At 34.1% G+C, this 25,805-nt stretch carries 21 protein-coding genes; 11 read left to right on the plus strand and 10 right to left on the minus strand.

The genetic code is table 11. The features are described 5' to 3' along the window. Positions 1-30: 30 nt before the first annotated feature. From BUB80_RS01365 to BUB80_RS01385, 5 genes are all read right to left on the minus strand, one after another. Positions 31-669: a phosphoribosylanthranilate isomerase gene (locus BUB80_RS01365; protein ID WP_073290219.1), complete on the minus strand. Its 639-nt coding sequence runs from the start codon at positions 667-669 to the stop codon at positions 31-33. Between the two features lie 26 nt (positions 670-695). Next, positions 696-1,475: an indole-3-glycerol phosphate synthase TrpC gene (gene trpC, locus BUB80_RS01370; RefSeq protein ID WP_073290220.1), complete on the minus strand. Its 780-nt coding sequence runs from the start codon at positions 1,473-1,475 to the stop codon at positions 696-698. A gap of 66 nt (positions 1,476-1,541) precedes the next feature. Next, a complete protein-coding gene (gene trpD, locus BUB80_RS01375; protein WP_073290519.1) occupies positions 1,542-2,528 on the minus strand; it encodes an anthranilate phosphoribosyltransferase in 987 nt (328 codons plus the stop codon). A 38-nt stretch (positions 2,529-2,566) separates the two neighbouring features. Further along, a complete protein-coding gene (locus BUB80_RS01380) occupies positions 2,567-3,160 on the minus strand; it encodes an anthranilate synthase component II (RefSeq protein WP_073290222.1) in 594 nt (197 codons plus the stop codon). Between the two features lie 26 nt (positions 3,161-3,186). Then, positions 3,187-4,614 (minus strand): anthranilate synthase component I family protein, encoded by a 1,428-nt coding sequence (locus tag BUB80_RS01385; protein ID WP_073290224.1) that lies wholly within the window; start codon positions 4,612-4,614, stop codon positions 3,187-3,189. Positions 4,615-5,140: 526 nt separating this feature from the next. Here BUB80_RS01385 and BUB80_RS01390 point away from each other — a divergent pair. From BUB80_RS01390 to lysS, 4 genes are all read left to right on the plus strand, one after another. Then, entirely contained in the window at positions 5,141-5,365 is a 225-nt protein-coding gene (locus BUB80_RS01390; protein WP_073290226.1) for a hypothetical protein, read from the plus strand. Then, the gene (locus BUB80_RS01395; protein WP_073290228.1) at positions 5,365-5,736 is read left to right on the plus strand and encodes a c-type cytochrome; all 372 of its coding nucleotides are present in this window, start codon (positions 5,365-5,367) and stop codon (positions 5,734-5,736) included. The genes BUB80_RS01390 and BUB80_RS01395 overlap by 1 nt, the downstream gene beginning before the upstream one ends. Positions 5,737-5,738: 2 nt before the next feature. Further along, positions 5,739-6,665 (plus strand): 23S rRNA (adenine(1618)-N(6))-methyltransferase RlmF, encoded by a 927-nt coding sequence (rlmF, locus tag BUB80_RS01400; RefSeq protein ID WP_073290230.1) that lies wholly within the window; start codon positions 5,739-5,741, stop codon positions 6,663-6,665. A 173-nt stretch (positions 6,666-6,838) separates the two neighbouring features. Then, a complete protein-coding gene (gene lysS / locus BUB80_RS01405; RefSeq protein ID WP_073290232.1) occupies positions 6,839-8,539 on the plus strand; it encodes a lysine--tRNA ligase in 1,701 nt (566 codons plus the stop codon). Between the two features lie 65 nt (positions 8,540-8,604). Here lysS and BUB80_RS01410 read toward each other — a convergent pair whose 3' ends face one another. From BUB80_RS01410 to BUB80_RS01420, 3 genes are all read right to left on the minus strand, one after another. Next, entirely contained in the window at positions 8,605-9,636 is a 1,032-nt protein-coding gene (locus BUB80_RS01410) for a hypothetical protein (RefSeq protein WP_073290521.1), read from the minus strand. Between the two features lie 270 nt (positions 9,637-9,906). Next, positions 9,907-10,911, minus strand: coding sequence for a cytochrome d ubiquinol oxidase subunit II (locus BUB80_RS01415; protein WP_073290233.1), 1,005 nt, complete (start codon positions 10,909-10,911; stop codon positions 9,907-9,909). Next, positions 10,908-12,251: a cytochrome ubiquinol oxidase subunit I gene (locus tag BUB80_RS01420; protein ID WP_073290235.1), complete on the minus strand. Its 1,344-nt coding sequence runs from the start codon at positions 12,249-12,251 to the stop codon at positions 10,908-10,910. Before BUB80_RS01420 ends, BUB80_RS01415 begins: the two co-directional genes overlap by 4 nt. A 229-nt stretch (positions 12,252-12,480) precedes the next feature. Between BUB80_RS01420 and gyrB the strand changes: the two genes are divergently transcribed. The 7 genes from gyrB (at position 12,481) to BUB80_RS01455 (ending at position 22,329) form a co-directional block, all read left to right on the plus strand. Beyond that, on the plus strand, positions 12,481-14,415 hold the full coding sequence (gene gyrB / locus BUB80_RS01425) for a DNA topoisomerase (ATP-hydrolyzing) subunit B (RefSeq protein WP_073290237.1): 1,935 nt from the start codon (positions 12,481-12,483) through the stop codon (positions 14,413-14,415). Positions 14,416-14,560: 145 nt separating this feature from the next. Continuing rightward, entirely contained in the window at positions 14,561-15,436 is an 876-nt protein-coding gene (locus tag BUB80_RS01430) for a hypothetical protein (RefSeq protein ID WP_073290238.1), read from the plus strand. A 132-nt stretch (positions 15,437-15,568) separates the two neighbouring features. Further along, positions 15,569-16,441, plus strand: coding sequence for a hypothetical protein (locus tag BUB80_RS01435; RefSeq protein ID WP_139262477.1), 873 nt, complete (start codon positions 15,569-15,571; stop codon positions 16,439-16,441). A gap of 112 nt (positions 16,442-16,553) precedes the next feature. Then, positions 16,554-18,446 (plus strand): DUF3857 domain-containing protein, encoded by a 1,893-nt coding sequence (locus BUB80_RS01440; protein WP_073290241.1) that lies wholly within the window; start codon positions 16,554-16,556, stop codon positions 18,444-18,446. A gap of 2 nt (positions 18,447-18,448) precedes the next feature. Further along, the gene (locus BUB80_RS01445) at positions 18,449-20,380 is read left to right on the plus strand and encodes a transglutaminase domain-containing protein (protein ID WP_073290242.1); all 1,932 of its coding nucleotides are present in this window, start codon (positions 18,449-18,451) and stop codon (positions 20,378-20,380) included. A 188-nt stretch (positions 20,381-20,568) separates the two neighbouring features. After that, entirely contained in the window at positions 20,569-21,381 is an 813-nt protein-coding gene (locus BUB80_RS01450; protein ID WP_073290244.1) for an RsiV family protein, read from the plus strand. 96 nt (positions 21,382-21,477) lie between these two features. After that, entirely contained in the window at positions 21,478-22,329 is an 852-nt protein-coding gene (locus BUB80_RS01455) for a diacylglycerol/lipid kinase family protein (protein WP_073290246.1), read from the plus strand. A 291-nt stretch (positions 22,330-22,620) separates the two neighbouring features. Here BUB80_RS01455 and BUB80_RS01460 read toward each other — a convergent pair whose 3' ends face one another. Together BUB80_RS01460 and ggt are read right to left on the minus strand one after the other, a co-directional pair. Next, entirely contained in the window at positions 22,621-23,901 is a 1,281-nt protein-coding gene (locus BUB80_RS01460) for a dicarboxylate/amino acid:cation symporter (protein ID WP_073290247.1), read from the minus strand. Between the two features lie 159 nt (positions 23,902-24,060). Continuing rightward, a complete protein-coding gene (gene ggt, locus BUB80_RS01465; RefSeq protein ID WP_073290249.1) occupies positions 24,061-25,746 on the minus strand; it encodes a gamma-glutamyltransferase in 1,686 nt (561 codons plus the stop codon). Between the last annotated feature and the right edge of the window lie 59 nt (positions 25,747-25,805).

Genomic DNA, 25,805 nt, shown 5'->3' on the forward strand with positions numbered 1-25,805 from the left:
AATTTATTTTAAATGAGTCCCTTGGGGGTTTTATTGGTACAAAGCTTTAAATTTTTTAATTTTCTCAACATCTTTAATTCCGGCTTCTAATTCAAATTTTGAATTAATATCTAAAGCAAAGGGTTTTTGATTTAAAATCTCCATATTATGGATGTTCTCTTCTGAAATTCCGCCACTTAAAAAATAAGGAAGGGGGATTTTAAATTTATTCAACAGAGTCCAGTCAAATTGTTTTCCTGTTCCTCCAAATGCATTACTGTCTGTATCGAAAAGCAGATAATTGATTTTAGATTTTAGATTATCAATTTTAAATGCTAAATCTTCGTTTTGGTCTCCGATTCTGAATACTTTAATAATTCCAGTTTCAGGATCCAGTTTTTCTTTTAATTCTGAAATAAAATCTTCACTTTCATCACCGTGAAGCTGTATAAAATTCAGATTTGCTTTTTGGGTTATTTCTAGTATTGTATTAACCTCTTCATTCACAAAAACGCCTACTTTTCCTTGATGGTTAATTTTTGAAATATCTTCTAAACTCAAGTGATTCAGAACATATCTCGGTGATTTTTCATAAAATATAAAACCAAGAAAATCTGTGTTCATGGAAATTAATTCCTGAATTTGATCAAGCTTTGTTAATCCGCAGACTTTTAATAGGGGAGTGTTCATTATTTTATTTACTTGAAATTTTACTACTAAGCAGTTATATTCGATATAAATTCTTCAAACGTATTTGCAGGGTTTTTATTTTTCATAAAATATTCACCCATTAAAAATCCGTCAAATCCTTTTTCTTTTAAATAGTTAAAATCTTCAATACTATAAATTCCACTTTCTGCAACAGATAAAACGTCTCTTGGAAGTAGATTTTTTAAATTGACAGAATGCTGAAGATCCACTTTAAAATCTTTTAAATTTCTATTGTTGATGCCAACCAAATCAATTTTTGAGTTGAAATGATTCAATTCTTCTTCCGTATGAATTTCCAATAAAACTTCCAATCCTAATTCATGAGATAATTCGGTGAATTCCTGAACCTGATTGGGAGAAAGGCAAGAGGCTATCAATAAAATAACATCAGCACCCATGCTTTTTGCTTCATAAAACTGATATTCATCTACCATAAAATCTTTTCGTAAAATAGGAATGTTGATGTGATTTCTTACCTGTAAAATGTCTTCAAAACTTCCGCCAAAAAAATCTTTATCCGTCAAAATTGAAATTCCACTTGCTCCGAATTTTTCATACGCTGAAGTAACCTCTAAAGGGGAAGCCTGATCATTAATGATTCCTTTTGATGGAGATTGTCTTTTAAACTCGGCGATAATTCCGCTTTTATTTTTTACAGATTCTTTTAATGAAAAAGTTTTTCTTCCAAAAAATGGTGAATCTTTCAATTTTTCAATAGAATTTTTTGATTTTGAAACCTTAATCTCTTCTTTTTTTCTTTCTATGATTGTATCTAATATTGTCATTGTATGCATGTTAAAAATAGATTCTTCATTACGCCTTGCTTCGTTCTGAATGATACTGTTAAAAAACTATCCCAATAATAATTCCAAACTTTTCAATGCTTTTCCACTTTCTAAGCTTTCTTTTGCCAATAAAAGACAGTCGTCATAACTTCCGAATTTATGAGTATGATGTAAGGCAACCGAAGCATTAGCCAGAACTACAGAGTTTTGCTGCTTTGTACCTCTTCCTTCCAAAATATCTCTGAAAATTTTAGCAGATTCATGAGTCGTTTCTCCTGCTTTTATGCTTTCATGAGAAATGGAATCAAAGCCTAAGTCTTCAGCAGAATAAATTTCTTCACCTTTTTTGGTGATAATTTTACTGTCGTGAGTCAAACTTATTTCATCGTATCCGTCTAAACTATGAACCAAAATGAAATCTCGCTCATCTTTTTGTAGTAGATATTGATAAATTCTGGCAATTTCAAGATTATAAACGCCAATCATTGAAAATTTTGGCTTTGCAGGATTCACCAAAGGTCCTAAAAGATTAAAGAAGGTTCTTAATCCCAGTGATTTTCTTAGGAGTCCTACAGATTGAAGTGCAGGATGAAAATAAGGAGCATGTAAAAAACAGATGTTGGCTTTCTCCAGATCTTCATTCAATTTATCAGAATTATTTTTAAATTCATACCCTAATTCCTCTAATACATTGGAAGAACCGGTGGTGGTAGAAGCCCCATAGTTTCCATGTTTCGTTACTTTTTGTCCGGCTCCTGCAACTACAAAGCTGGTTAATGTTGATATATTGATGGTATTTTTTCCATCACCTCCTGTGCCTACGATATCTATAGCATCATCAGAATCTATATGTATAGGAACTGCCATTTGTAGAAGAGCTTCTCTAAAGCCTTCCAATTCTTTCAGGGTAATATTTCGCATAAGAAAAATAGTAATGAAAGCAGTAACTTCTGCAGCATTAAATTTATTCTGAGCAATCTCAATCATAATTGCCTTAGCTTCAGATTTGGATAAGGTGTGATGATTAAATAAGTATTCAAGGATTTCTTTCATTTGTGGAGTTTTTATCGTTGAGGGAGATTCTAGTGTTTTCAATGTAAAAGGAAATTTTTAATGATGGCTTCTCCATCGGGGGTTAAAATACTTTCTGGATGGAACTGAACACCGTGTACATCATACGTTTTATGCTGTAGTGCCATGATCATTCCGTCTTTGTCTACTGCGGTAATTTCAAGGTCTTGAGGGAAATTATCCGGATCTACAGCCCAACTGTGATATCTTCCCACTTCTAAACCACTTTCTATATTTCTAAAAAGTTTAGTATCAGTTTTTACTAATTCTGCCGAAGTTGCTACTCCGTGAAAGATTTCGGAAAGGTTAATTAAACTTCCTCCAAAAGCTTCGGCAATGGCTTGCTGACCAAGGCAAACCCCCAGAATACTTTTTGTAGGAGCATATTTTTTAATGACATCTAATAAAATACCTGCTTCCTCAGGAATTCCTGGTCCTGGCGAAAGAATTATTTTATCATATTTATTGATCTCTTCCAAAGTGATTTGGTCATTTCTCACTACATCAACTTCCTGATTCATTACTCTTTCGATGATTTGAACAAGATTGTAGGTAAAGCTATCGTAATTATCAAAAACTAGTATTTTAGTTTGTTCTTCTTTATTGTTATCCATTTTTGGTTTCTTGTGTTGGGGGTTAATTAGAAATTATCAACTAATTTTTCTGCTTTTTCAACTGCTTTTTTCAAGGCGTTCAACTTATTGTTGACCTCTTCCAATTCACTTTGAGGATTCGATTTTGCAACCAATCCGGCACCTGCCTGATAATATAAGGTGTTGTTTTTGCTTAAGAAAGTTCTGATCATAATGGCTTGATTACAATCTCCATTTAATCCGATCATTCCGATGCAACCTCCATAATAACCACGTGAATCTTTTTCATATTGATTGATTAATTGAAGCGCTCTGTGTTTGGGCGCCCCGCTTAATGTTCCTTGTGGGAAGGTGGTAGCCACCATTTCAAATGGATTTGTATTTTCACGCAAATCTGCAGTCACTTCACTTACCATATGGATAACATGAGAGAAAAGCTGAATTTCTTTTAATTTGGTAACCGTTACATTTTTTCCCAATTTTCCAAGATCATTTCTTGCTAAATCTACCAACATGGTATGTTCTGCATTTTCTTTGGCATCTGCTTTTAATTCTTCAATCGACTGAAGATCAGTTTCAAAATGCCCTGTTCTTTTAAATGTACCGGCAATTGGGTGAATGATGGCTTTGTTATTTTTGATAATTAATTGACTTTCAGGGCTTGATCCGAATAATTTATAATTTCCATAATCGAAGAAGAATAAATAAGGAGAAGGGTTGATGTTTCTCAACGCACGATATACATTGAATTCATCACCTTGAAATTTCTGTTCGAATCTTCTGCTCAACACCAATTGGAAAACATCTCCTCTCATGCAGTGTTTCTGCGCTGTGTTTACGAGATCAAGATATTCTTCATTTGTAATATTAGAGGTCTCCTGCCCGTTTTTCTTGAAAGGGTAGACTACCGAATTTTGATTTTTAAGAATGTTTTCTAGTAAATAAAGTTCAGATTTTAGTCCTTCAATTTGATTTTCAATAATGTGCATTTCATCATTATAATGATTAATAGCAATCACATATTGATACAATCTGTAACGAAGAATCGGGATCTCAACTTCTGGGCTTTGCGGCTTAAAACTTACATTTTCAAAAAACTGAACAGCTTCAAAACTTGTGTATCCAAAAAGACTTTGAGCAGTTTGCTCAATAGAATCATTTGTTTCTTCGCATTCAAAACTTTTAGTGAAATCTTCAAAAATATCGGCTACTTTATGATCTATAATAAATTGTTTTATAGGGTCTTCTCCCGGAAGTTTTATTTCAAACTCATTCAGGTTTTTAATTTCAATTCCTGCGACAGCGTTGATGGCTATAAAGGAGAAATTATTATCAATATTTTTAGAATCTGAACTTTCCAAAAGAATCGTATCTCTGAACTTATCACGGATCTGTAGGTAGATATTCATCGGAGTTTGTAGATCTCCCAATGTTTTTTTAGAAACGGTTTTTATTTTTATTTTTTTGCTAAACATTTGCAGTTTTATTTTTTTTTGAATTGATTGTAAATAAAAAAAGACTTCAACGAAAATCGTCAAAGTCTATATATTGTTGTATATTATTTCTGCTGTTGATCTAGCAACATGATAATAACTTCAGACCCGACGAAGAGTTTGAAAGCCACCACCAAATATTGTTGCTCATATTAAACATGTGACAAATTTAGATAATTTTTTTAATATAAAAATGAAAAAAAAGAGAAAATAAAAAAACTTAAAATTGTTAGAGTTATTTCAGCTGGTTTAATTATTTCTTTAATTCTTCCGTTTTGATTCTGTGATTTTTGCTATTATTAGGTTTTGTATGATTTTATGAAGATAAAATATATTCATTGATGAATTCTTTATTTGTTTTTATCTGCTTCATATTTAATCTTTGCTTTTAATTTTTCTGTGATATTTTCCATTTAAAGAAAGCTTCCTTAAGAAATATCTTTAAAGTAGAGATTTGTCATGAGTTTAAAAGTTTATTTTTTATATTTTTGCTTCAAATTAGAAAACAATGAAAAAAGTATTAGCAATTGCATTTATCGGAGGTTTATTGGTTGTAAACTGTTCAAAAAAAGCAGACCATTCTTTACAAGACAGTAACACGATGTTAGAAGAGCCAACAGCAACAACTGTAGCTGCTGATTCTACAGCGAAACCGGCTGCTGCACCAGCTGCAACTCCTACAGCAACACCTGCTCCTGAAGCTGCTAAAACAGATTCTACAGCGAAGAAATAATGAAGAAACTATTTTTAACAGGATGTGTAAGTTTACTTATTCTTTCCTGCTCTAAAAAAGAAACTCCAGTGGATGCCACGTCTTCTGAGACAACTGCTGTTTCGGAGCCTGCAAAAACTAATCTTTCTGGTGATCAAATCATAGAAACATTAGATTGCTCTGGGTGCCACAGTGTTAATGAAAGAATGATAGGACCTTCTTATAAGGAAATAGCAGATAAATATTCTGAAAAAGATATTGAGTTGCTTGCTTCAAAAATTATAGAAGGCGGAAGTGGAGTTTGGGGAGGCGTTCCAATGTCGCCCCATCCTCAGGTATCTAAAGAAGATGCCAAGAAAATGGTAGAATATATTTTAAGTCAGAAAAAATAAATATGACTACTGAAAAACTCAGTCTGCACGCAAGAAATCTACATCGTAATCCCTATGATTTTGATCAACTTATTTCTTGCGTGCCGGAACTGAAGCAGTATGTTTTCCTTAATGCTTATCAAACGGTAACCATTAATTTCAGCCTTCCAAAGGCGGTTAAACTACTCAATAAAGCTTTATTGTTGCATTTTTATAAGGTTCAGAATTGGGATATTCCTGATTCTAATCTTTGTCCGCCAATTCCTGGAAGGGCAGATTATGTACATTATATTGCCGATTTATTATCTGAAGAAAAAAAAGAGATCCCTACAGGAGTTTCTGTAAACGGTTTAGATATTGGGACTGGTGCCAATCTTGTATATCCTCTCATTGCCCACAGTTCTTATGGATGGAAAATGTTGGGAACGGATATCAACAAAGATTCTTTGGAAAATGCCCAGAGGGTTTTAAATAGTAATCCCGATTTATCATCTGTTATTCAATTAAAACAACAGCCTGACACACAATTTATCTTCAAAAATATTCTAGGTTCAAAAGATAAATTTATGTTTTCCATGTGCAATCCGCCATTTCATGATTCCGAGGAATCTGCAATGAAAGGAAATCTTAGGAAAACAAAAAACCTTAATAAATCGAAGGGTAAGAAACCTTTACTTAATTTTGGTGGGCAACAATCTGAATTATGGTGTGAAGGCGGTGAACTCGCTTTTATCTCAAAAATGATTGCGGAAAGTGCGTTGTATTCTCAACAAATTCTCTGGTTTACCTGCTTGGTTTCTAAAAAAGAAAATCTACATAAGCTAACGATGTTTTTAAAGAAGGCTAAAGTTGTAGATTTTAAAACCATTGATATGGCCCAAGGGCAAAAAATAAGCAGAATGCTGGCTTGGACATTTATTCCTAAGCAGAATCGGAAAGACTGGTTTTAAGGCTGGTAATTATTCAATTTTACTACGTAAGTAGATGATAGTCTTTGCTAATAATTTCGCTGCGCAGCAAATTCACAATTCATAATTGACCATTATGTTTATAATTTTCTAAAAAATTCATTGACCATCAATTCAAAAATCACTAATTTTGCACGTTATTTTAAATAGATACAATGCAATTATCAGAACAAGAAATCATTAGACGAGAAAAGCTTACGAAGCTTGGTGAAATGGGGATTAATGCTTTCCCTGCGGATGAATATACAATCACAGACACTACTGAGTCTATAAAACAGGATTTCTCTGAGAATAAACAGGTGAAGATTGCTGGTAGATTGATGTCCCGTAGGATTCAAGGGAAGGCTTCTTTTGCTGAATTGCAGGATTCTACAGGTAAAATTCAGGTATATTTCAACAGAGACGAAATCTGTACAGGAGAAGATAAAACTTTATATAACGAAGTCTACAAACACCTTTTAGATATCGGTGATATTATCGGTATTGAAGGAGATTTGTTTACGACACAAGTTGGAGAGAAGACAATTTTGGTGAAGAACTTTACCCTTCTTACCAAAGCGCTACGTCCACTTCCTCAGGCTAAAACTGATGAAAATGGAGTAGTGCACGATGCATTCAATGATGCTGAATTAAGATACAGACAACGTTATGTAGATTTAATAGTGAATCCTAGCGTAAAGGAAACTTTCGTGAAGAGAACCAAAATGTACACAGCAATGCGTCAGTTTTTCAATGATGCAGGTTATATGGAAGTTGAAACTCCGGTTTTACAAGCTATTCCCGGTGGTGCAGCGGCAAGACCTTTCATTACACATCACAATGCGTTAGATATTCCTTTATATATGAGAATTGCGAATGAATTATATCTGAAAAGATTAATCGTTGGTGGTTTTGATGGAGTGTATGAATTCTCTAAAAACTTCAGAAATGAAGGAATGGACAGAACACACAATCCAGAATTTACGGTAATGGAAATCTATGTAGCCTATAAAGACTATTATTGGATGATGGACTTCACCGAAAGAATGATAGAACATTGCGCAATAGCTGTGAATGGAACTACAAAAGCAAAATTTGGTGATCAGGAAATTGATTTCAAAGCACCTTATGCAAGAGTTTCAATGACGGAAGCTATTCAAAGATATACAGGTTTTGATATTACAGGAAAGACGGAGCAGGAATTGTTCGACTTTGCAAAATCTATCGGAATTGAGGTAAACGAGACAATGGGTAAAGGGAAATTAATTGATGAGATCTTTGGTGAGAAATGCGAAGGAAACTTCATTCAGCCAACTTTCATTACAGATTACCCTGTAGAGATGTCACCTTTAACCAAAAAACATAGAAGCCAGGAAGGATTAACCGAGCGTTTTGAATTAATGGTTTGTGGTAAAGAAATTGCCAACGCATATTCAGAATTAAATGACCCGATTGACCAAAGAGAGCGTTTTGAAGAGCAATTGAAATTGGCAGCAAAAGGAGATGATGAAGCAGGTCAGTTTATCGACGAAGACTTCTTAAGAGCGTTAGAATATGGTATGCCGCCAACTTCAGGAATGGGAATTGGAATGGATAGATTAATTATGTTCTTAACCAATAATGCATCTATTCAGGAAGTATTATTCTTCCCTCAAATGAAACCTGAAAAAGCAGTAGTTCAAATTGAATTAGGAGAAGATGAAAATGCTATCCTAGACATTTTAAAAACTCAGGAAGAGCCGTTTTCTTTAGCTGAAGTGAAAGAAAAAAGCAAGCTTTCCGGTAAAAAATGGGACAAAGCTTCAAAGACTTTAACTAAAAATAATTTGGTGAAAGTAGAAAAGATTGACGAAAATGTTTTCATGAAACTAGTTTAAGTTTTAAACTTATAAATACTAAAAAGCGAACTGTAAAAAGTTCGCTTTTGTTTTTTGAGAATATTTTATTTTATTGAAGAAAAGCAAGGAACAACATCGCGTATAAAATAAGGTTCCTGATTGACCCAAAACATATACTTAACTTTCAGAAAATCTTTTGCAAATGCACTAAGCATCGGGACAATATTTTTATTTTTCTGCACAATTTTAGTATTTCCAGTTTCCCCGATATAGTTTCCATCTTGAACAGCAATACCCAGCGGAACCGTAAATTTTCCTTCATGCATTAGCTTTAATGCATGATTCAGTTGCGCTTTTTTTTGAACCATTAAATCGGGACCGCCAAGCCCAACACCAATTTCTTGTCCGTATTTATAAATGGATCGAAGGTATCCTTTGTCTTCCCAAGGAAGCCACTCTCCTGAAATAAAATTGGCATATTGCATTGTGGTAGATTTTGGGAAAGCTTTTTTCATGGAAAGCATATTTGCTTTTATTGATTTTACATATACTTCTGGAGTAAGATTTTTAACAGTTCCTATTGCTGTTTCCTGAAGATTAATACCTTCAATTTTACCATCAAACTCTTTTCCTAATGCTTCAAGAAATGCAGCGTAACGTTCCTGAACTTTAGGGTTCCAACGTTTTGCTACCCATCCTACAGCTTTGCCTTCTTCGAAAAACTCTGCAGCCCCACCGTCATATTCATCAGTTAAAAGATATTTGGGGGTAGCATTGTAATTTGGATCAAATGTGGCATCTTGAAGTTGGATAAAAAGTTTTTTTCCCTTTGAACGGAGGTACTCGTAGTCTTCTTTCACTTCGGAAAAGTCGTATTTACCTTTTTCGGGCTCAAGTTGTCTCCATGAGTACATAATTTGGGCACCTTTGAATTGAGGCATTTTTAAAAAAGGATGATCTTTTATCAGCTCTCTATCTCTCGAAAAATAAACGAAATTTTGTATTCCGTTATCTTTTACAGGACAAGTCGCATTTTCGTATTTTTTATAAGCATTAGCATATTTTTTAGCTGGGTTTTCATATTGAGAATATAAATTTGAAGTCGAAAAAATGGTAATGACAATGAAATACAGCATACTTAAAGATTTGTTTAAAGCCTTAAGTCTTGAAAATTGGAGCAAATAATGTTTCATATAAATTTTAGTTTAGTTGTTAAAAAATTTAATAAAAATAAAAGTTTAGCTAGGGATTTAAAATAAAGAAACGGAACTAATGTAAATTTTATTTTTAAAGTAGAGGGTTTTAACGTCTGTTAACTTTATTTATATGTTATTAATAATAAACATAAGTTGAAATTACTTTAAATGAAAAACCTCATCAATATGGATGAGGTTTGCTTATGATATTTATTTTCTCAATTTACTGAATGAATACATCAGATAAAATAAAAACGGCAATATAAACAATGAGCCCAGCATCAATGCCCAGCCCAAGGCTGAGATGGTTTTAGGTGCAGCTACATGATATAATAAAGAAAGATGATGTCCGTTTCCTAATAGGATAATATTCGGATTATGCTGATAGGTTGCCGCAACCAAAATCATAATAATTTGAAACCCAGCTAACGCTCTTACAGGAAGTAGTTTTCTGCTGTTCATAGCACGTAAGATCAATCCTAAAGCAACGGTTGCAAAAAAGATGGCCATAATTCCTAAAGGTTTTGAGAAAACCCAAGTTACCAACGGAATGTCTGAAAGGTAGGCGGTTAAGAATACCAGTGCTCCGGTAATAACTACAAAGATCATCGTCTGTTTTGATTTTTTGATCATTAAGCCTAACTCCAATCTATCTGTGGTTTCTCTTAATGCGAAAACGGAAGCCAGATATGCGCATAATGAAATGGTAAAAAAGCCTACTGCCACTCCAAACCAATTAAGCCAGCTGAAGATATATAAATCTAAAAATGTTGTAGCATCAGGATTAATAGATCCGGAAACTGTTGCCGCAGCAATTAATCCCAAGAAGAAAGGGGTTAAAAAGCTCGCATAATAAAAAATATGAGTATATAAAACCTGCCATTTATCCTGTACCGCATCATAATGTCTGAAAGTAAAAGCTGTTCCTCTTGCAATAATTCCTAAAAGAAGTAACACTAAAGGAATATGAAGGTAGGTAGAAAGGGTAGTGTAAATTTCAGGAAAGCCAACGAAAAGAATTACAATAGCAATGATCAACCACATATGATTGGCTTCCCAAACAGGTGCAATAGATTCATACATGATTTCTTTTGTTTTATGACGGGCTCTTTTTTTGGTGAAAAGTTCAACAATTCCTGCTCCGAAATCAGCACCACCTAAAATTACATACAGGCAAATGGATAGCCAAAGAAAGCCGATTACAACGTAGATCATGATTTGTTATTTTTATCGTTAAACTTAGCATCGGTAGGGTCATACAATTTCGGAACCATGTGAATCTGTCTTCTCAACAGGAAGATGATAATTAATGATAAAGATACAAAGATGGCTGTAAAGAAGTAAAATGAATACTGAATTCCAGGCATTGGGGTTACTGCATCAACCGTTCTCATGATTCCGTAAATGATCCAGGGCTGCCTTCCTACCTCCGTGACTGTCCAGCCTGCTTCCAATGCAATGTATCCGAATGGAGTTGCAAAGAAAAAGGTTTTTAATAACCAGTTTTTAGTCAGCCATTCTTTTTTGAAGAATACGGCATATAAATAAACCATACCAATACAAATCATCACGACTCCGAAAAAGATCATGATCTGAAAAGCATAATGAACAACAGCAACTGGAGGCCATTCATCTCTTGGGAAATCTTTCAGACCTTTTACTTCCGAATTAAAATCATTGCTTACCAAAAAGCTCAATACTTTTGGGATTTTTAACGCATACTTTACTTCACCCTTTTCTTCATCAGGAATTCCTCCTAACACAAATGCTGCGCCTTTTTCAGTTTCAAAATGCGCTTCCATGGCGGCTAATTTAATAGGCTGTCTTTCTGCAACAGATTTCGCAGCAACATCACCTGTTAAAGGAGCACCAAAAGCACCGATCAATGCAAAACCTGCTGCAATTTTAAAAGCTTTGGTATGAAATTCTACATTTTTCTTTTGCATGATTAAATAAGCATGCACTCCTGCTACAACAAAGCCTGTTGCACAAAATGCTGCAACCGTCATGTGGAGCGCTTGCGGAAACCAGGCATCATTAAACATCGCTTTTATAGGATCTATGTTTACATATTGCCCATTGATGTAATCGAATCCTGAAGGAGAATTCATCCAGGCGTTGGCGGCAACCACAAGAATTCCTGAAGCCAAGCCACTCAAGCCTACTAAAAATCCGCAAAACCAGTGAAACCATTTGTTGAATTTATCCCAGCCATACAGGAAAAACCCGATAGCAATGGCTTCGATAAAAAAGGCAGTTCCTTCTAGAGAAAAAGGCATTCCGAAAATGGGTCCCGCATGCTTCATAAATCCGGGCCATAGAAGTCCTAACTCAAAAGAAAGCATTGTTCCTGAAACAGCTCCGGTAGCAAATAAGATAGCAACCCCTTTGCTCCATGCTTTTGTGAGCCCTTTATAGACTTCATTATTGGTTTTTAAATATTTCCAGTGGGCAAAAGCCATTAAAAAAGGCATTACCATACCTACACAGGCAAAAATAATGTGGAAGCCAAGAGATATGGCCATTTGGGCACGAGCTGCAAGGAAGTCGTCCATAAGTATCAATTTTTGAGTAAATAAATTTACGTATAAATTATTGATGTTTGATATGATTTAAAACAGTTGAGGTTAAGGAAATACATTATAACTTTGATTTTTTAAATTAAAATTTCGCGAAATAAACGCTTTAAAATTCAATGTTTTTTGACACTTTTTAACTTTGATAAATCGAAAAAAATCACGATATTTGTAGGTCTTTGCATATAGCAAGATTTTAACATTTAATATGAGTCAAAAACAATATACAGCTAGTAGTATCCAAGCCTTAGAAGGGATGGAACACGTTCGATTAAGACCATCTATGTACATTGGAGATGTAGGAGTAAGAGGTCTTCATCATTTGGTTTATGAAGTAGTAGATAACTCTATTGATGAGGCTTTAGCAGGACACTGTGATACTATTAAAGTAACAATTCATGATGGAGAAAGTATCTCCGTAAAAGATAACGGTAGAGGTATTCCTGTAGATTTTCACGAAAAAGAACAAAAATCTGCTCTAGAGGTTGTAATGACTAAAATTGGAGCCGGAGGAAAATTTGATAAAGATTCTTACAAAGTATCCGGAGGTCTTCATGGAGTTGGGGTTTCTTGTGTGAATGCACTTTCAACTTTATTAGTAGCTACGGTAAGCCGTGATGGAAAATTATATCAACAAAAATATTCAGAAGGTAAAGCATTAGCAGATGTTGCTGAAATAGGAACTACGGATGAGAGAGGAACTGAGGTTTTCTTCCAGCCGGATGGAACTATTTTCCAGGAAACTGTTTACAACTATGATACTCTTGCTACAAGATTAAGAGAATTGGCTTTTCTTAATAAAGGAATTACCATTACGCTTATTGATGAAAGAGAACCTAACGAAGACGGATCATTTCCTTCGGAGATTTTCCATTCTGAAGGTGGATTAAAAGAATTCGTTGAATATATAGATGGAAACCGTGAGTCTATTATGGAGCACGTAATTTTCATGGAAGCAGAAAGAGATGATATTCCTGTAGAAGTTGCAATGCGTTACAATACTTCATTTAGCGAAAACCTTCACTCTTATGTAAATAATATCAACACGCATGAAGGAGGTACTCACTTAGCAGGTTTCAGACGTGCTTTAACGAGAACTTTGAAGAAGTATGCTGATGATTTGGGAATTCCTGCTAAAGAAAAAGTAGAGATTACAGGAGATGACTTCCGTGAAGGATTAACAGCCGTGATTTCTGTAAAAGTAATGGAACCTCAGTTTGAAGGACAGACGAAAACGAAATTAGGAAACTCAGAAGTTTCTGGTGCAGTTGATAAAATTGTAGGGGAAATGCTTTCTAACTTCTTAGAAGAAAACCCTAACGAAGCTAAAATTATCGTTCAGAAAGTTGTTTTAGCTGCAAAAGCTAGACAGGCAGCGAAGAAAGCTCGTGAAATGGTTCAGAGAAAATCGCCAATGGGTGGTTCTGGTCTTCCAGGAAAATTATCTGACTGTTCATCTAAAGACCCCGCAGAATCTGAACTGTTCCTAGTGGAGGGAGATTCAGCAGGTGGAACGGCAAAACAAGGCCGTGACAGACATTTTCAGGCTATCTTGCCTTTGAGAGGTAAGATTTTGAATGTGGAAAAATCAATGCTTCATAAAGTATATGATAACGAAGAGATCAAGAATATTTATACAGCTCTTGGTGTTTCTGTAGGTACTGAGGAAGATAGTAAGGCGTTAAATATAGCAAAATTAAGATACCACAAAGTGGTAATTATGACCGATGCTGATATTGACGGTTCTCACATCTCTACTTTGATTCTTACGTTCTTCTTTAGATTTATGAAGGAGCTTATTGAGAACGGATATATTTATATCGCTCAACCGCCTTTGTATTTGTTGAAAAGAGGAAACAAGAAAGTATATGCTTATAACGAAAAAGAACGTGAAGAGTTTACTTTAGAAATGTCTCCGGATGGTAAAGGGGTAGAAGTTCAACGTTATAAAGGTCTTGGAGAGATGAATCCTGAACAACTTTGGGAAACAACGCTAAACCCTGAACACAGAATCTTGAAGCAGGTAACAATTGATAACGCGGTAGAAGCAGATAGTGTATTCTCAATGTTAATGGGGGATGAAGTTCCACCAAGAAGAGAATTTATTGAAAAGAATGCAAAATATGCTAAAATTGATGTATAAAATATAATACATAAAATGTAAAAAGAAAGCTCCGTAAGGAGCTTTCTTTTTTGTTAAAATATCTATAAAAGTGTTAAAATGATGAAGATATATGCGTTGAATGAAAAAAAAACTTAATTTTATCGGCTAGTAAATACACATACAAATGAGAAAAATTTTTATTCTCGCGTACATCGCGGGGTTATCTACTTGGGCGAACGCCCAGATTGGTATCAACACCTCAACCCCACAAGCATCATTAGATGTTACTGGTAAACCTACCACTACTTCAAGTTTAGACGGTATTATTCCTCCAAGGATGACGGGTGCTCAATTGAGAGCAAAGACTTATACTGCGGCTCAAACAGGTGCCCATGTATATGTTACTGCGGCAGATACTGCTCCTGCAGGGCAAACTGTAAATGTGCAAAGTGCAGGTAATTATTATTTTGACGGAACGGTGTGGAAGTATTTAGCAGGTACTGCTAATACATTACCTAATGGTACAGGAACTGTTATTATGATTAACGGAGTATTACAGGTTGCTCAGGAGATGTCTTTGAGAATGCAACAAGACTGGACGGTACCTATTGTTGCATCATCTGGTACTCCAACGGCAATAGGAAATATAACGAATAAATTGATAGATAATTATAATGGCTTTACAGGAACCACAACCACCAATTCATTTAAGGTAACGAATGATGGTACTTATTTGGTAGGAATGAATTTTCCATTGCAAAACCAAAATGGTAATGTATTATCGGGCAATTTTTATTATGGCGTATATAATGTAACAGATGCTAGATGGGCTGCTTTTACTATTTATACTGTGGATGCTATGAATAATGGAGATGTAAAGGATATTAGTTACAATGCTGCTGTCGATTTATTGGCATCTAAAACATATGCCTTCTATGTTTATCAGAATCAAAATAATTATAATGGTAGTAATGGTGCACTCTTAAAAATAAGAGGATTGGCAGCATCAGGAGGAAGTAATTTGGAGATTGGGTATTATTCTGTGAAGCGTTTGAAATAAAATTCATCAAAATATACATGTAAAGACTTCAGTAATGAGGTCTTTTTTTTATTCATAATTTAATAGAAAAGTTGAATTTATTTTACATATATGTTAAAAATTAATATATTTACATAGTTAAAATACTATAGAATGAAAAAAATATTTATACTCGCGCATATCGCGGGGATGTTCTCCTTAGCGGGTGCACAGATTGGTATTAACACCTCTGTACCACAAGCTTCATTAGATGTTACAGGTAAGCCTGCTACTACTTCAAGTTTAGATGGTATTATCCCTCCAAGAATTACAGGAGCTCAGTTGAGAGCAAAAACCTATACGGCTGCTCAAACCGGAGCGCATGTATATGTTACAGCAGCTGACACTGCCCCGGCAGGACAAACTGTGAATGTTCAAAGTGCCGGAAATTACTATTTTGACGGAACAGTATGGAAGTTTATAGCAGGAACAAGCAATACATTACCCAATGGTACAGGAACGGTTATTATGATTAACGGGGTGCTACAGGTTGCTCAGGAAATGTCTTTAAGAATGCAACAAGATTGGATTGTACCTATAGCCAGTCCGGCACCCATTGCAGCCATTGGAAATATTACCAATAAATTAATTGATAATTATAATGGCTATACGGGAACGGCAACAGCAAATTCGTTTAAAGTAACGAGCGATGGTACGTATCTTATTGGGATGAACTTTCCTATACAAAATCAAAATGGCAATGTATTAAGTGGAAATTTTTATTATGGTTTATATAATGATACGGATAGTGCTTGGGCAGCCTTCACGATCTATACCGTGGATAATATGAATAATGGAGATGTAAAAGATATTAGTTACAGTGCTGCCATAGATTTATTGGCATCTAAAACATATTCATTTCGCGTGCAACAAAACCAAAATGGATTTAATGGGAGTAATGGTGCCCTCTTAAAAATAAGAGGATTAGCAACATCAGGAGGGAGTAATTTAGAAATTGGGTATTATTCTGTAAAACGGTTGAAATAAAATTAATCAAAATACACATATCAAGGCCTCAGTAATGAGGTCTTTTTTTATGACTATAAATTAATTTTAACACTTATTAAGATTTCATTACTTTTGCATAATTTTAGTAACCATGATGAAAATCTTCTGTATTGGAGCTTGTTCAATAGCTTCTTTATATTATGCGCAAATATATCCGGCTTCGGCAATACCGGAAAACTTAAAGAAAAATGCCAATGTTGTGATCAGAAAAGATATTACAACAATCCAGATTAATAAAATTGATGATATAAAATATCAGTATAGCAAAGTGGCAACGGTTCTTTCTAAAGATGGGGATGAGAAAGCGGTTGCCTTTATTCCTTATGAAAAGGGTGATCAGATTTCGGATGTGAAAGTTATTATTTATGATGGATCCGGAAAGAAAATTAAATCCTATTCAAAGTCTGATTTTGGTGATTTTGCGAATAATTCTCAAGGTGTTTTTTATTCCAATAGTCGATTTTTAAGTTTAGCATATACTCCAGTTCAATATCCATATACCGTTGAGTTTTCTTATCAGATTTCAGATGAGAATACCGTTTTTATTCCGGACTTTATGCCTTTTTCAACAATCAATACTTCGGTTGAAGAAAAAGAGGTTAAGATCATTAATAAATCGGGTATCGATCTTAGAACAAAGATTTACCCTTCAAAATATAATTATACATCAGTAATAGAAAACAATAACGGAACAGAGAAAACATATACCTATAAAAATGTTTCAGCAATTGATGAGATTAATTTGCTGCCTCAGCCTGAAAAAATACTTCCGAAAGTAAGTTTTGCATTGTCAAAGTTTAATCTGGAAGGAAAACAAGGGAATCTTACCACTTGGTCAGATTTCGGTTCCTGGTATTACAACAGTATTCTACAACCTGTTTCTGTATCTACACCAACCATAAAAGCTGAAGTGGCAAGCCTTAACCTGCAAGGTTCTACAGAAGAGAAAGTGAAAAAGCTCTATCAGTATATGCAGGCAAAAACAAGGTATATATTTGTAGCATTGGGTATTGGAGGTTGGCAGCCCATGCTTCCCGATGAGGTACATAAAAAAGGATATGGAGATTGTAAAGGTTTAACGAATTATATGAAAACTCTTCTTGATGAGGCGGGTATTCCGTCATATTATTCCGTCATTAATTCTAGTTCTTCTGATATTTCTTTCGATCCTGATTTTCCTAAAATGGGTGGTAATCATGCAATTTTAATGGTTCCTACAGAAAAAGGAAATATCTGGCTTGAAAATACATCTCAACAGACTGCATTTAATCATTTAAGTTATAGTACAACAGACAGAAATGTACTTTCCATCAAAAAGAATGGAATAGAGCTGATTAATACTCCGGCATCTTCGGCTGATAAAAACAGAGAAAAGCAGATGTTGAAAGTAAAGGTTAATGAAGACAATAGCCTAACGGGAGAAGGGGATTTTGCTTATACAGGAAGTCAGTATGACTTTACTTTGGGCTTTGCCAATTTATCTCCAAAAGAAAAGAATGAAGCGGTAAAGACCCGATTAAGCGCATTGAATTTCGAGAAAATTGAAATGAAAAATTTCGTGAATGATCGTGACAATGGTGTTGCAACCTATAATCTGGATTTTAAAGCAAATAATTATTCTAAAAATGCAGGAAGCAGTATGATATTCAGGGCAGTACCAATATTTTCTAATGCTGTTTATAAAACAGAAGAAAACAGAGAGCTTCCTTTTGAGATAGGACAGTCTTTTGAAGATGAATATGAAATTAATTTTACGATTCCTGTTAATTTCAAAATAGATGAGATTCCTAATGATGCAATTATTAATTCTGAGTTTGGAACGTATACATTAAGTTTTGTAAAAAATGGGACGCAACTGAAGGTGAATAGAAAGATTCGTGTCAACAAAGGTATTTATCCAAAAGAAAAGTACAACGACTATATCAGCTTCAGAAAAAAAACAATAAACAACGATAACTCAAAAATTCTAATTACTAAGATCTAAGCATGAAAAAAATAGTGTTAATGGCTTTTTGTACAATAAATTTAATTTTTATTGATGCTCAAAAGCATGAATTTCTAAATCCCCCAAAGTTTAATGATACAGATTTATCTAAACAAAAATCTGCTTTGGATGAAAATGCTCCCGCTGAAATTTTATATAAATCTCAACATTTTATGGTTGATACTTATACGGGGCTTCTTACTAAGAAGGCTTTTTACAGGGTAAAGATCTATGATAAAGATAAGGCAGAAGATTGGCTGAACCTTGAAATTCCTCTTTATAAAAACGGAAGCAGTGAGGAAAAACTCAATAAAATAAAAGCGTTTACTTATAATTTAGAGAATGGAGTGGTAGTTCCCACTAAAGTTGAAAAAAGTTCAAAGTATAAAAGCAAGGAAAGCAAATATCTTTCCATAACCAAATTTGCATTCCCAAATGTGAAAAATGGATCTGTTATTGAGTATCAGTATGAGGTTTCCTCCCCGTTCTTATTTGCCATTCCTGAAATAATTATAGAAGGAGATACGCCTTCATTATATACAGAATATGTTTTGGAGAATCCTCTGAATATTGCTTATAACATTAATTATACAGGTTCATTGAATCCTACGTATAGAGTGGTAGAGGAACAAAGTATGTATGGAACACAATATAAAACCTATAGATTTGGATATGAGAAGCTCAAAGGTTTTAAAACTGAAAAGTTTGTTAAAAACGATAGAAACTACAGAACGAAGGTTAGTGCAGAATTAAATTCTACAAATTTTAAAGAGCTAAAACTCTATTCATCTTCTTGGGAGCAGATAAAAGACAGATTGTACGAGAATGAAGATTTTGGAGGAGAATTAAAAAAATCAAAGCTGGCAAAAGAAAATATGCCGGCAGGAATTGCAGACTTTAAAACGGATGTAGAAAAAGCAGATGCTATTTTTAAACACATACAAAAGACTTTCACATGGAATAATGATAGAGGAATTTATACAGAAGATGGGATAAAAAAGCTGTTGGAAACCAAAACAGGAAATGCTGCTGAGATTAACCTTTTCTTGGTCATGATGCTTCGTGAAGCTGGCCTTAAGGCAGATCCTGTTCTTATTTCGACGGTAAATAAAGGGTTAATCAATTTGATTTCTCCTAATGTTTCTAATATGAATTTCGTAATAGTGGCTATTGAAACAAAAGATGGTTTACACATTTATGATGCTACTTCCAAGCAGTCTTCTATGGATCAGTTGCCGCCAAGAGATTGGAATCAGTATGGAATTTTATTATCTAAAGATAAGGTAAAGCAGATGCAAATGGTGAATGCGAAGCCTAGTTTCACTTACCTTACAGTCAATGCCAAAATTAATGAAGATGGAAGTATTTCAGGAACATATTCTGATAAAGATACTGGAACCTTCGCCATGTTTGTAAAAGAAAATTACGATGATAATAATGAAAAATACAAAAAGCAGTACAAAGAAAATTATGCGATAGATTTTACAGGTATTGATTCTAAAGTATTGGAAAATGGAGATTTTGAAAGTACGATGAAGTTCTCTTCGGATAATTTAATAGACAGGGTAGGAAAGAAGATGATTATTAATCCGATGTTGTTTTTAAATAAAAATTCAAATGAGTTTGACCAAACAGAACAAAGAAAATATACAATTGATTTTATCTCGCCTTACACAAAAGTGAAAAAGATTGTGTTAGAGATTCCTGAAGGATATACGATTGAAGAGCTTCCAAAAAGTAAAAAAATTGTAACGGATGATAAAGAAATTTCCTATAATTATGCAGTTGAGCAAAAAGGAAATACACTTGAAATTACCTCAACAACAACAGTAGGAAGTGCAGATTATCCTAAAGAATATTATCCTGCATTTAAGCAAATTTGGGGAGTGGCCTCAAAAAGTGAAAATCAGGTAATAAGTCTAATAAAAAAATAAGATTTTTAAATAATTGCATAGCTATTTATAAAATGAATGGTTTTTGTGATGAATAGAGAAATGATCAATATATCATACCTGTTAAGGTAGAAAAATCTACTAAAATGAAATAACCTAAAAAGCTTCCTGTCTTGGAAGCTTTTTTGTTTTTGGAACATTTTTTGACCTACGTATATAAACACATTAATATGAAAAAAGCAGTCATTATGTTGGCTGTCTCCTTTTTTATCATGTTATATACATGCAGGGAAGTCGGCATAAAAAACAAACACTTACAGTCTGATATTCCTGTGAACTTCATCACCGATTCAGTAATAGAAGAAGATTTAGCAAATATTTTTGACTCGCTAACGGTAAAATATTCTTCACAATTATTGGTGTTCCCAAGCATAAAAGATAAAACCCTCCTTCAAAATATATATGATAAGAAAAATATTACAGATTTTACAAAAGAAGGGCTGGCAAAATATTTAGAAGCTCAAAAAAGAGAATTGTATTCAAAGCTTAAAAAAACAACTAAACTCACTCATTTAAAACATCTTCAGAAATGGGAAAAAACTTCTCAGATGAATATTAAATTTAATGAGAATCAATATCTACATATTCAATATTATGAAAGTATGTTTATAGGAGGAGTATATAATTATTACAACTATACTGAAAGAGTTTTTGATTTAAATGGTAATAAAGAATTAAAATTACAGGATATTACCTCTATGTCAAAAGACAGACTTTCGGAAATACTTAATAAGAACATTGATAAAACAACAATGATGCAGCAGATGAAAAAATATGATGTGTTGGAATATAATACGTTATTAACAAAAAAAGTTCCTATGACCACTAATTTTTATTTTGATGAAAACAATCTTTATTTCCATTATAATACAGATGAAATTGCAGAGGGATATTCTATTGGTGATATCATTATTCCTATTTCATGGAATGAGTTGGGGAGCACGCTAAATCTTAAATTTAAGAAAAGAATGAAAATTAAATAATCTGGCAAAATAGTTAAGATTCATTAAATTTCTAATTCAAATTAAATACTCTTAAAATACTTTAGAATAACAAAGCAATTTTTTACTTTTGTAGCAATGGAAAAAGTAGCTTTTATCATCAATCCTTTCTCGGCCAAAAAAAACTATCAGCCATTTCTTAATGAACTGATAAAAAAGGTTGGAACCCCGTTGTACTATATTTCAGAATCTATTCAGGGAACAGATGATTTTATCCGTGACCATTTTGATAATGTGGATATATTTGTAGCGATAGGAGGTGACGGAACAATTTCTACGGTAGCAAAAAATCTCATCAGTACAGAAAAAATTTTAGCAATTTTCCCTGCAGGTTCTGGAAATGGATTTTCTAATGAAACAAAGTTCAGTAAAAACTTAGATGAACTTCTAGCAAAAATCAACGCTAAAAAATCCAGAAAAATAGATACATTTACGGTAAATGATAGGCTTTCTATTAATGTTTCAGGAACAGGATTTGACGGAAAAGTAGTGAAAGAGTTTGAAAAAACAGATCGTGGATTCAAAAACTATATCAAAGTTTCCCTTAAAACGTTCTTTAATTATAAGCCAATTAAGGTAAAATTCACGGATGAAAAATATCAACAATATAACGGGAGATATTTAATGTTGAATATTGCCAATACACGCCAATTTGGTAACAACGCTTATATTGCTCCAAACGCAAGTAAAAGTGATGGTTTGGTAGATATGGTGTTGGTAAAAAAGTTTCCATTGACTTATTCTGCACTCTTTGCCTACCGAATGTTCACCAAGAAACTGAAAGATGATGATTATGTAACTTATCTTCCAGTTTCCGAAATAGAATTTAAAGTAAATACCAAGAACTGGCATTTGGATGGCGAATTCAACAAAATAAAATCACCTATTCACGTTAAAGTTCAGCCTTCTAGCTTGAATATTTTGGTATAAGTCATTGCGAGAAGCGAAGCGACGAAGCAATCTCAAATACGATTTTTAATATAAAGTTTGTCATCCCGTAGGAATCTACACACGAATCTTTCCAGACTATTTTCTAAAACTATGCTTAGATCCTTTTAGGAAGACAAAGTATGTGTTGAGTTTTTATGACGATAATTTAAATCCAGACAAACACTCTAGCCCCGATTGCAACGACATCCTTTTTCTGAATTGGCCTTGAAAAAAGCGTTGGCGAAAAAGATATAGTGGAAAGCGGGATTAAGCTCCTAAAAAATTTAAAAATCAAACCTCTAATTTTTTCTCAATCTCATTCGGATGATCCAAACAGTATTGTAGCTGGTCTTTATCTAATTGTTTTTCCCAATTGGCAACAACTACTGTAGCAACTGAATTTCCAATTACATTCGTCAAAGCGCGGCACTCACTCATGAATTTATCAATTCCAAGAATCAAAGTCATTCCCGCAATCGGAATTTCCGGAACCACGGCCAATGTTGCTGCTAACGTTACAAATCCGGCTCCAGTAACTCCGGCCGCTCCTTTTGAGCTTAGCATAGCAACCAGAAGTAACATCAATTGTTTCTCAATTGAAAGATCAATATTTAAAGCTTGTGCGATGAATAAGGAAGCCAATGTCATATAAATGTTGGTTCCGTCAAGATTAAAAGAATAACCGGTGGGAACTACCAACCCTACAATAGCTCTTGAACATCCTGCCTTTTCAAGCTTTTCCATAATTCCAGGAAGTGCAGATTCTGAAGAGCTTGTTCCTAGAACCAAAAGAAGTTCTTCTTTCAGGTAATACATCAATTTAAAAATACTGAAACCATTATACCAAGCTACAGCACCTAAAATCAAAACAACGAAAAGGGCAGAAGTAATATAAAAGGTTCCGACTAAGAATATTAAGTTTAAAACAGAATGAAGTCCATATTTTCCAATCGTAAAAGCCATTGCTCCAAAAGCTCCGATTGGGGCTAATTTCATGAGCATGTGCACAATTTTAAAGATGGGAGTGGAAAGATCCTGTAAAAAATCTGTGATTCTCTGACTCTTGTCTTTAGTTAACACCAACGCAATTCCCATTAAAACGGCAACTAGAAGAACTTGCAAAATGTTTTCCCCAACTAACGGACTAAATAAAGTTTCAGGAATAATATTCATGATAAAACCTGTTAAGGTCGTTTCATGGGCTTTCTGTTGATATTGTGAAACGTCACCGGATAGAGTAGCCGGATCAATATTTAAACCATGCCCCGGTTGTAAAATATTTCCTACAATTAAACCAATAATTAATGCTAATGTGGAAAAAGTAAAGAAATAGAGCATTGCTTTTACTGCAATTCTTCCTACTTTTTTTAAGTCGGTCATGTGGGCAATTCCCAAAGTAAGTGTGATGAAAATTACTGGAGCAATGATCATCTTTACTAATTTGATGAAACCATCTCCTAATGGCTTCATTTTTTCTCCCAATTCGGGGTAAAATCTGCCTAAAAGAATACCTGCGATTATTGCAATAATTACTTGAAAATAAAGTTGTTGATAGATTTTTTTTGCTTTCAAAAGGAAATGTTTATGATTTTAAAGGTGGAAAATTAAGAAAATTAAATTTTAGATATGACAAAAGTCATAAAAAGTTTCGGCGGGGCTGTAAGCCCCGCCGAAACTTTTTTATCGTACAAATGATATTTTTAGATAAACATCAATGTAAGAAATAGGTAATTATTCCACTGCAACAGAATCGTCGCCACGCCCATCGGCAACAGCATGAATGGTATTAGTATCATCAATGACGATCATTTCTGTTTTTCCGATATATTTTACTTTTTCAAAAACGTAATTTTTTGCTTTTAGTTCTGAAATCGTTGATTCAGGGAAATTATTTTCTACTGAAACAGTCTCAGGAAGCCATTGATGGTGGAATTTGGGTGCGTTGACAGAAATATTGGCATCCAATTTAAAATCCACAACATCTACGATTGATTGATAAACAGATGTAGGAATTGTAGTTCCTCCCGGAGTTCCAACCACCATATATGGTTTTCCGTTTTTCAGAATAATCGTTGGCGTCATGGAAGAAAGCATCCTTTTATTGGGCTGGATAGAATTGGCTTCTCCACCTACAGCTCCAAACATATTCGGAACTCCTGGTTTTACGGAGAAATCATCCATTTCATTATTTAAAAAGAAGCCAGCTCCTGTTACCAATACCTTACTTCCATAATAACCGTTAAGAGTGGTGGTTACTGATGCAGCATTTCCGTCTTTATCAATAACTGAGATATGAGTGGTTTCTGTTGATTCTTTGGGCTGTTTAATGATTTTCCCAACTTCGGAACTTGGAGTAGCTTTATCGAAACTGAAACTTTTCCATCTGCTTTTTAAATACTCATCAGAGATCAAATAAGACGTTTTATCCTGAATGAAATCCGGATCACCCATGTATTCTGCTCTGTCGGCATAAGCTCTTCTTTCTGCTTCTACCATGATCTGTACAGCAGGAGTAGAGTTCTGTTGATATTTTTCTAAGTTCTCAAAAGCAGCCATTCTTAACATTTGGGCTAAAAGCAGACCACCACTTGAAGGCAATGGCATGGTAACAACATTACTTCCTTTATAATCGAATTCTAATGCTTTTCTTTCTGCAACTTTATAATTTTTTAAATCTTCTAACGTGATAATCCCGTTTCCTTTTTTCATTTCAGCAACCAAAAGATCGGCTGTTTTTCCTTCATAGAATCCTTTTGCCCCTAATTTCTGAATGAGCTTTAAAGTTTCTGCCAATTCTTTCTGAATCAAAAGATCTCCTGCTTTCCAAGGAGTGTTTTTTACGAAAAGGATGCTTGATTTATTATGTTTTTGAAAGTGTTCTCTTTGTGAGTTCAACATATCTGCTTCCTTGTTTGTAATTGCAAAACCTTTTTCAGCCAAATCAATAGCAGGTTGGATGATTTTGTCCATAGGAAGTTTACAGTATTTTAAAGTGGCAAAAAATCCGGCGATACTTCCCGGGATGCCTACTGCCAGTCTTCCATTTTGAGATAGATCTGTGTTGGCCTTACCGTTTTTATCAAGATACATATCTCTTGAAGCTTTTTTGGGAGCGGTTTCACGATAGTCAATAGTGAATTTTTCACCATTATTTTTTACGCCTACTAAGAACCCGCCGCCGCCAATATTTCCGGCTTGAGGGTAAACCACAGCTAAAGCATATTGAGTTGCTGTGACAGCATCATAAGCATTTCCTCCCATTTTGAGAACTTGTGCTCCTGCTTCACTTGCGAGAGGATGTGCTGAAACTACAACACCTTTATTTTTTACTTTAACTTCTTTTACAATATTGAAATTGGTGTATTGTGCTGAAATCGAATGAGAAAACAGGATAATCGAAATAATAAGCTTTTTCATTTTTAAAAATTATAATCGAATTTACAATTTTGTTTTATAATAGGGTCTAAAATTTCTAT

This window comes from Chryseobacterium polytrichastri (assembly GCF_900142445.1).
Lineage (GTDB): Bacteria > Bacteroidota > Bacteroidia > Flavobacteriales > Weeksellaceae > Chryseobacterium > Chryseobacterium polytrichastri.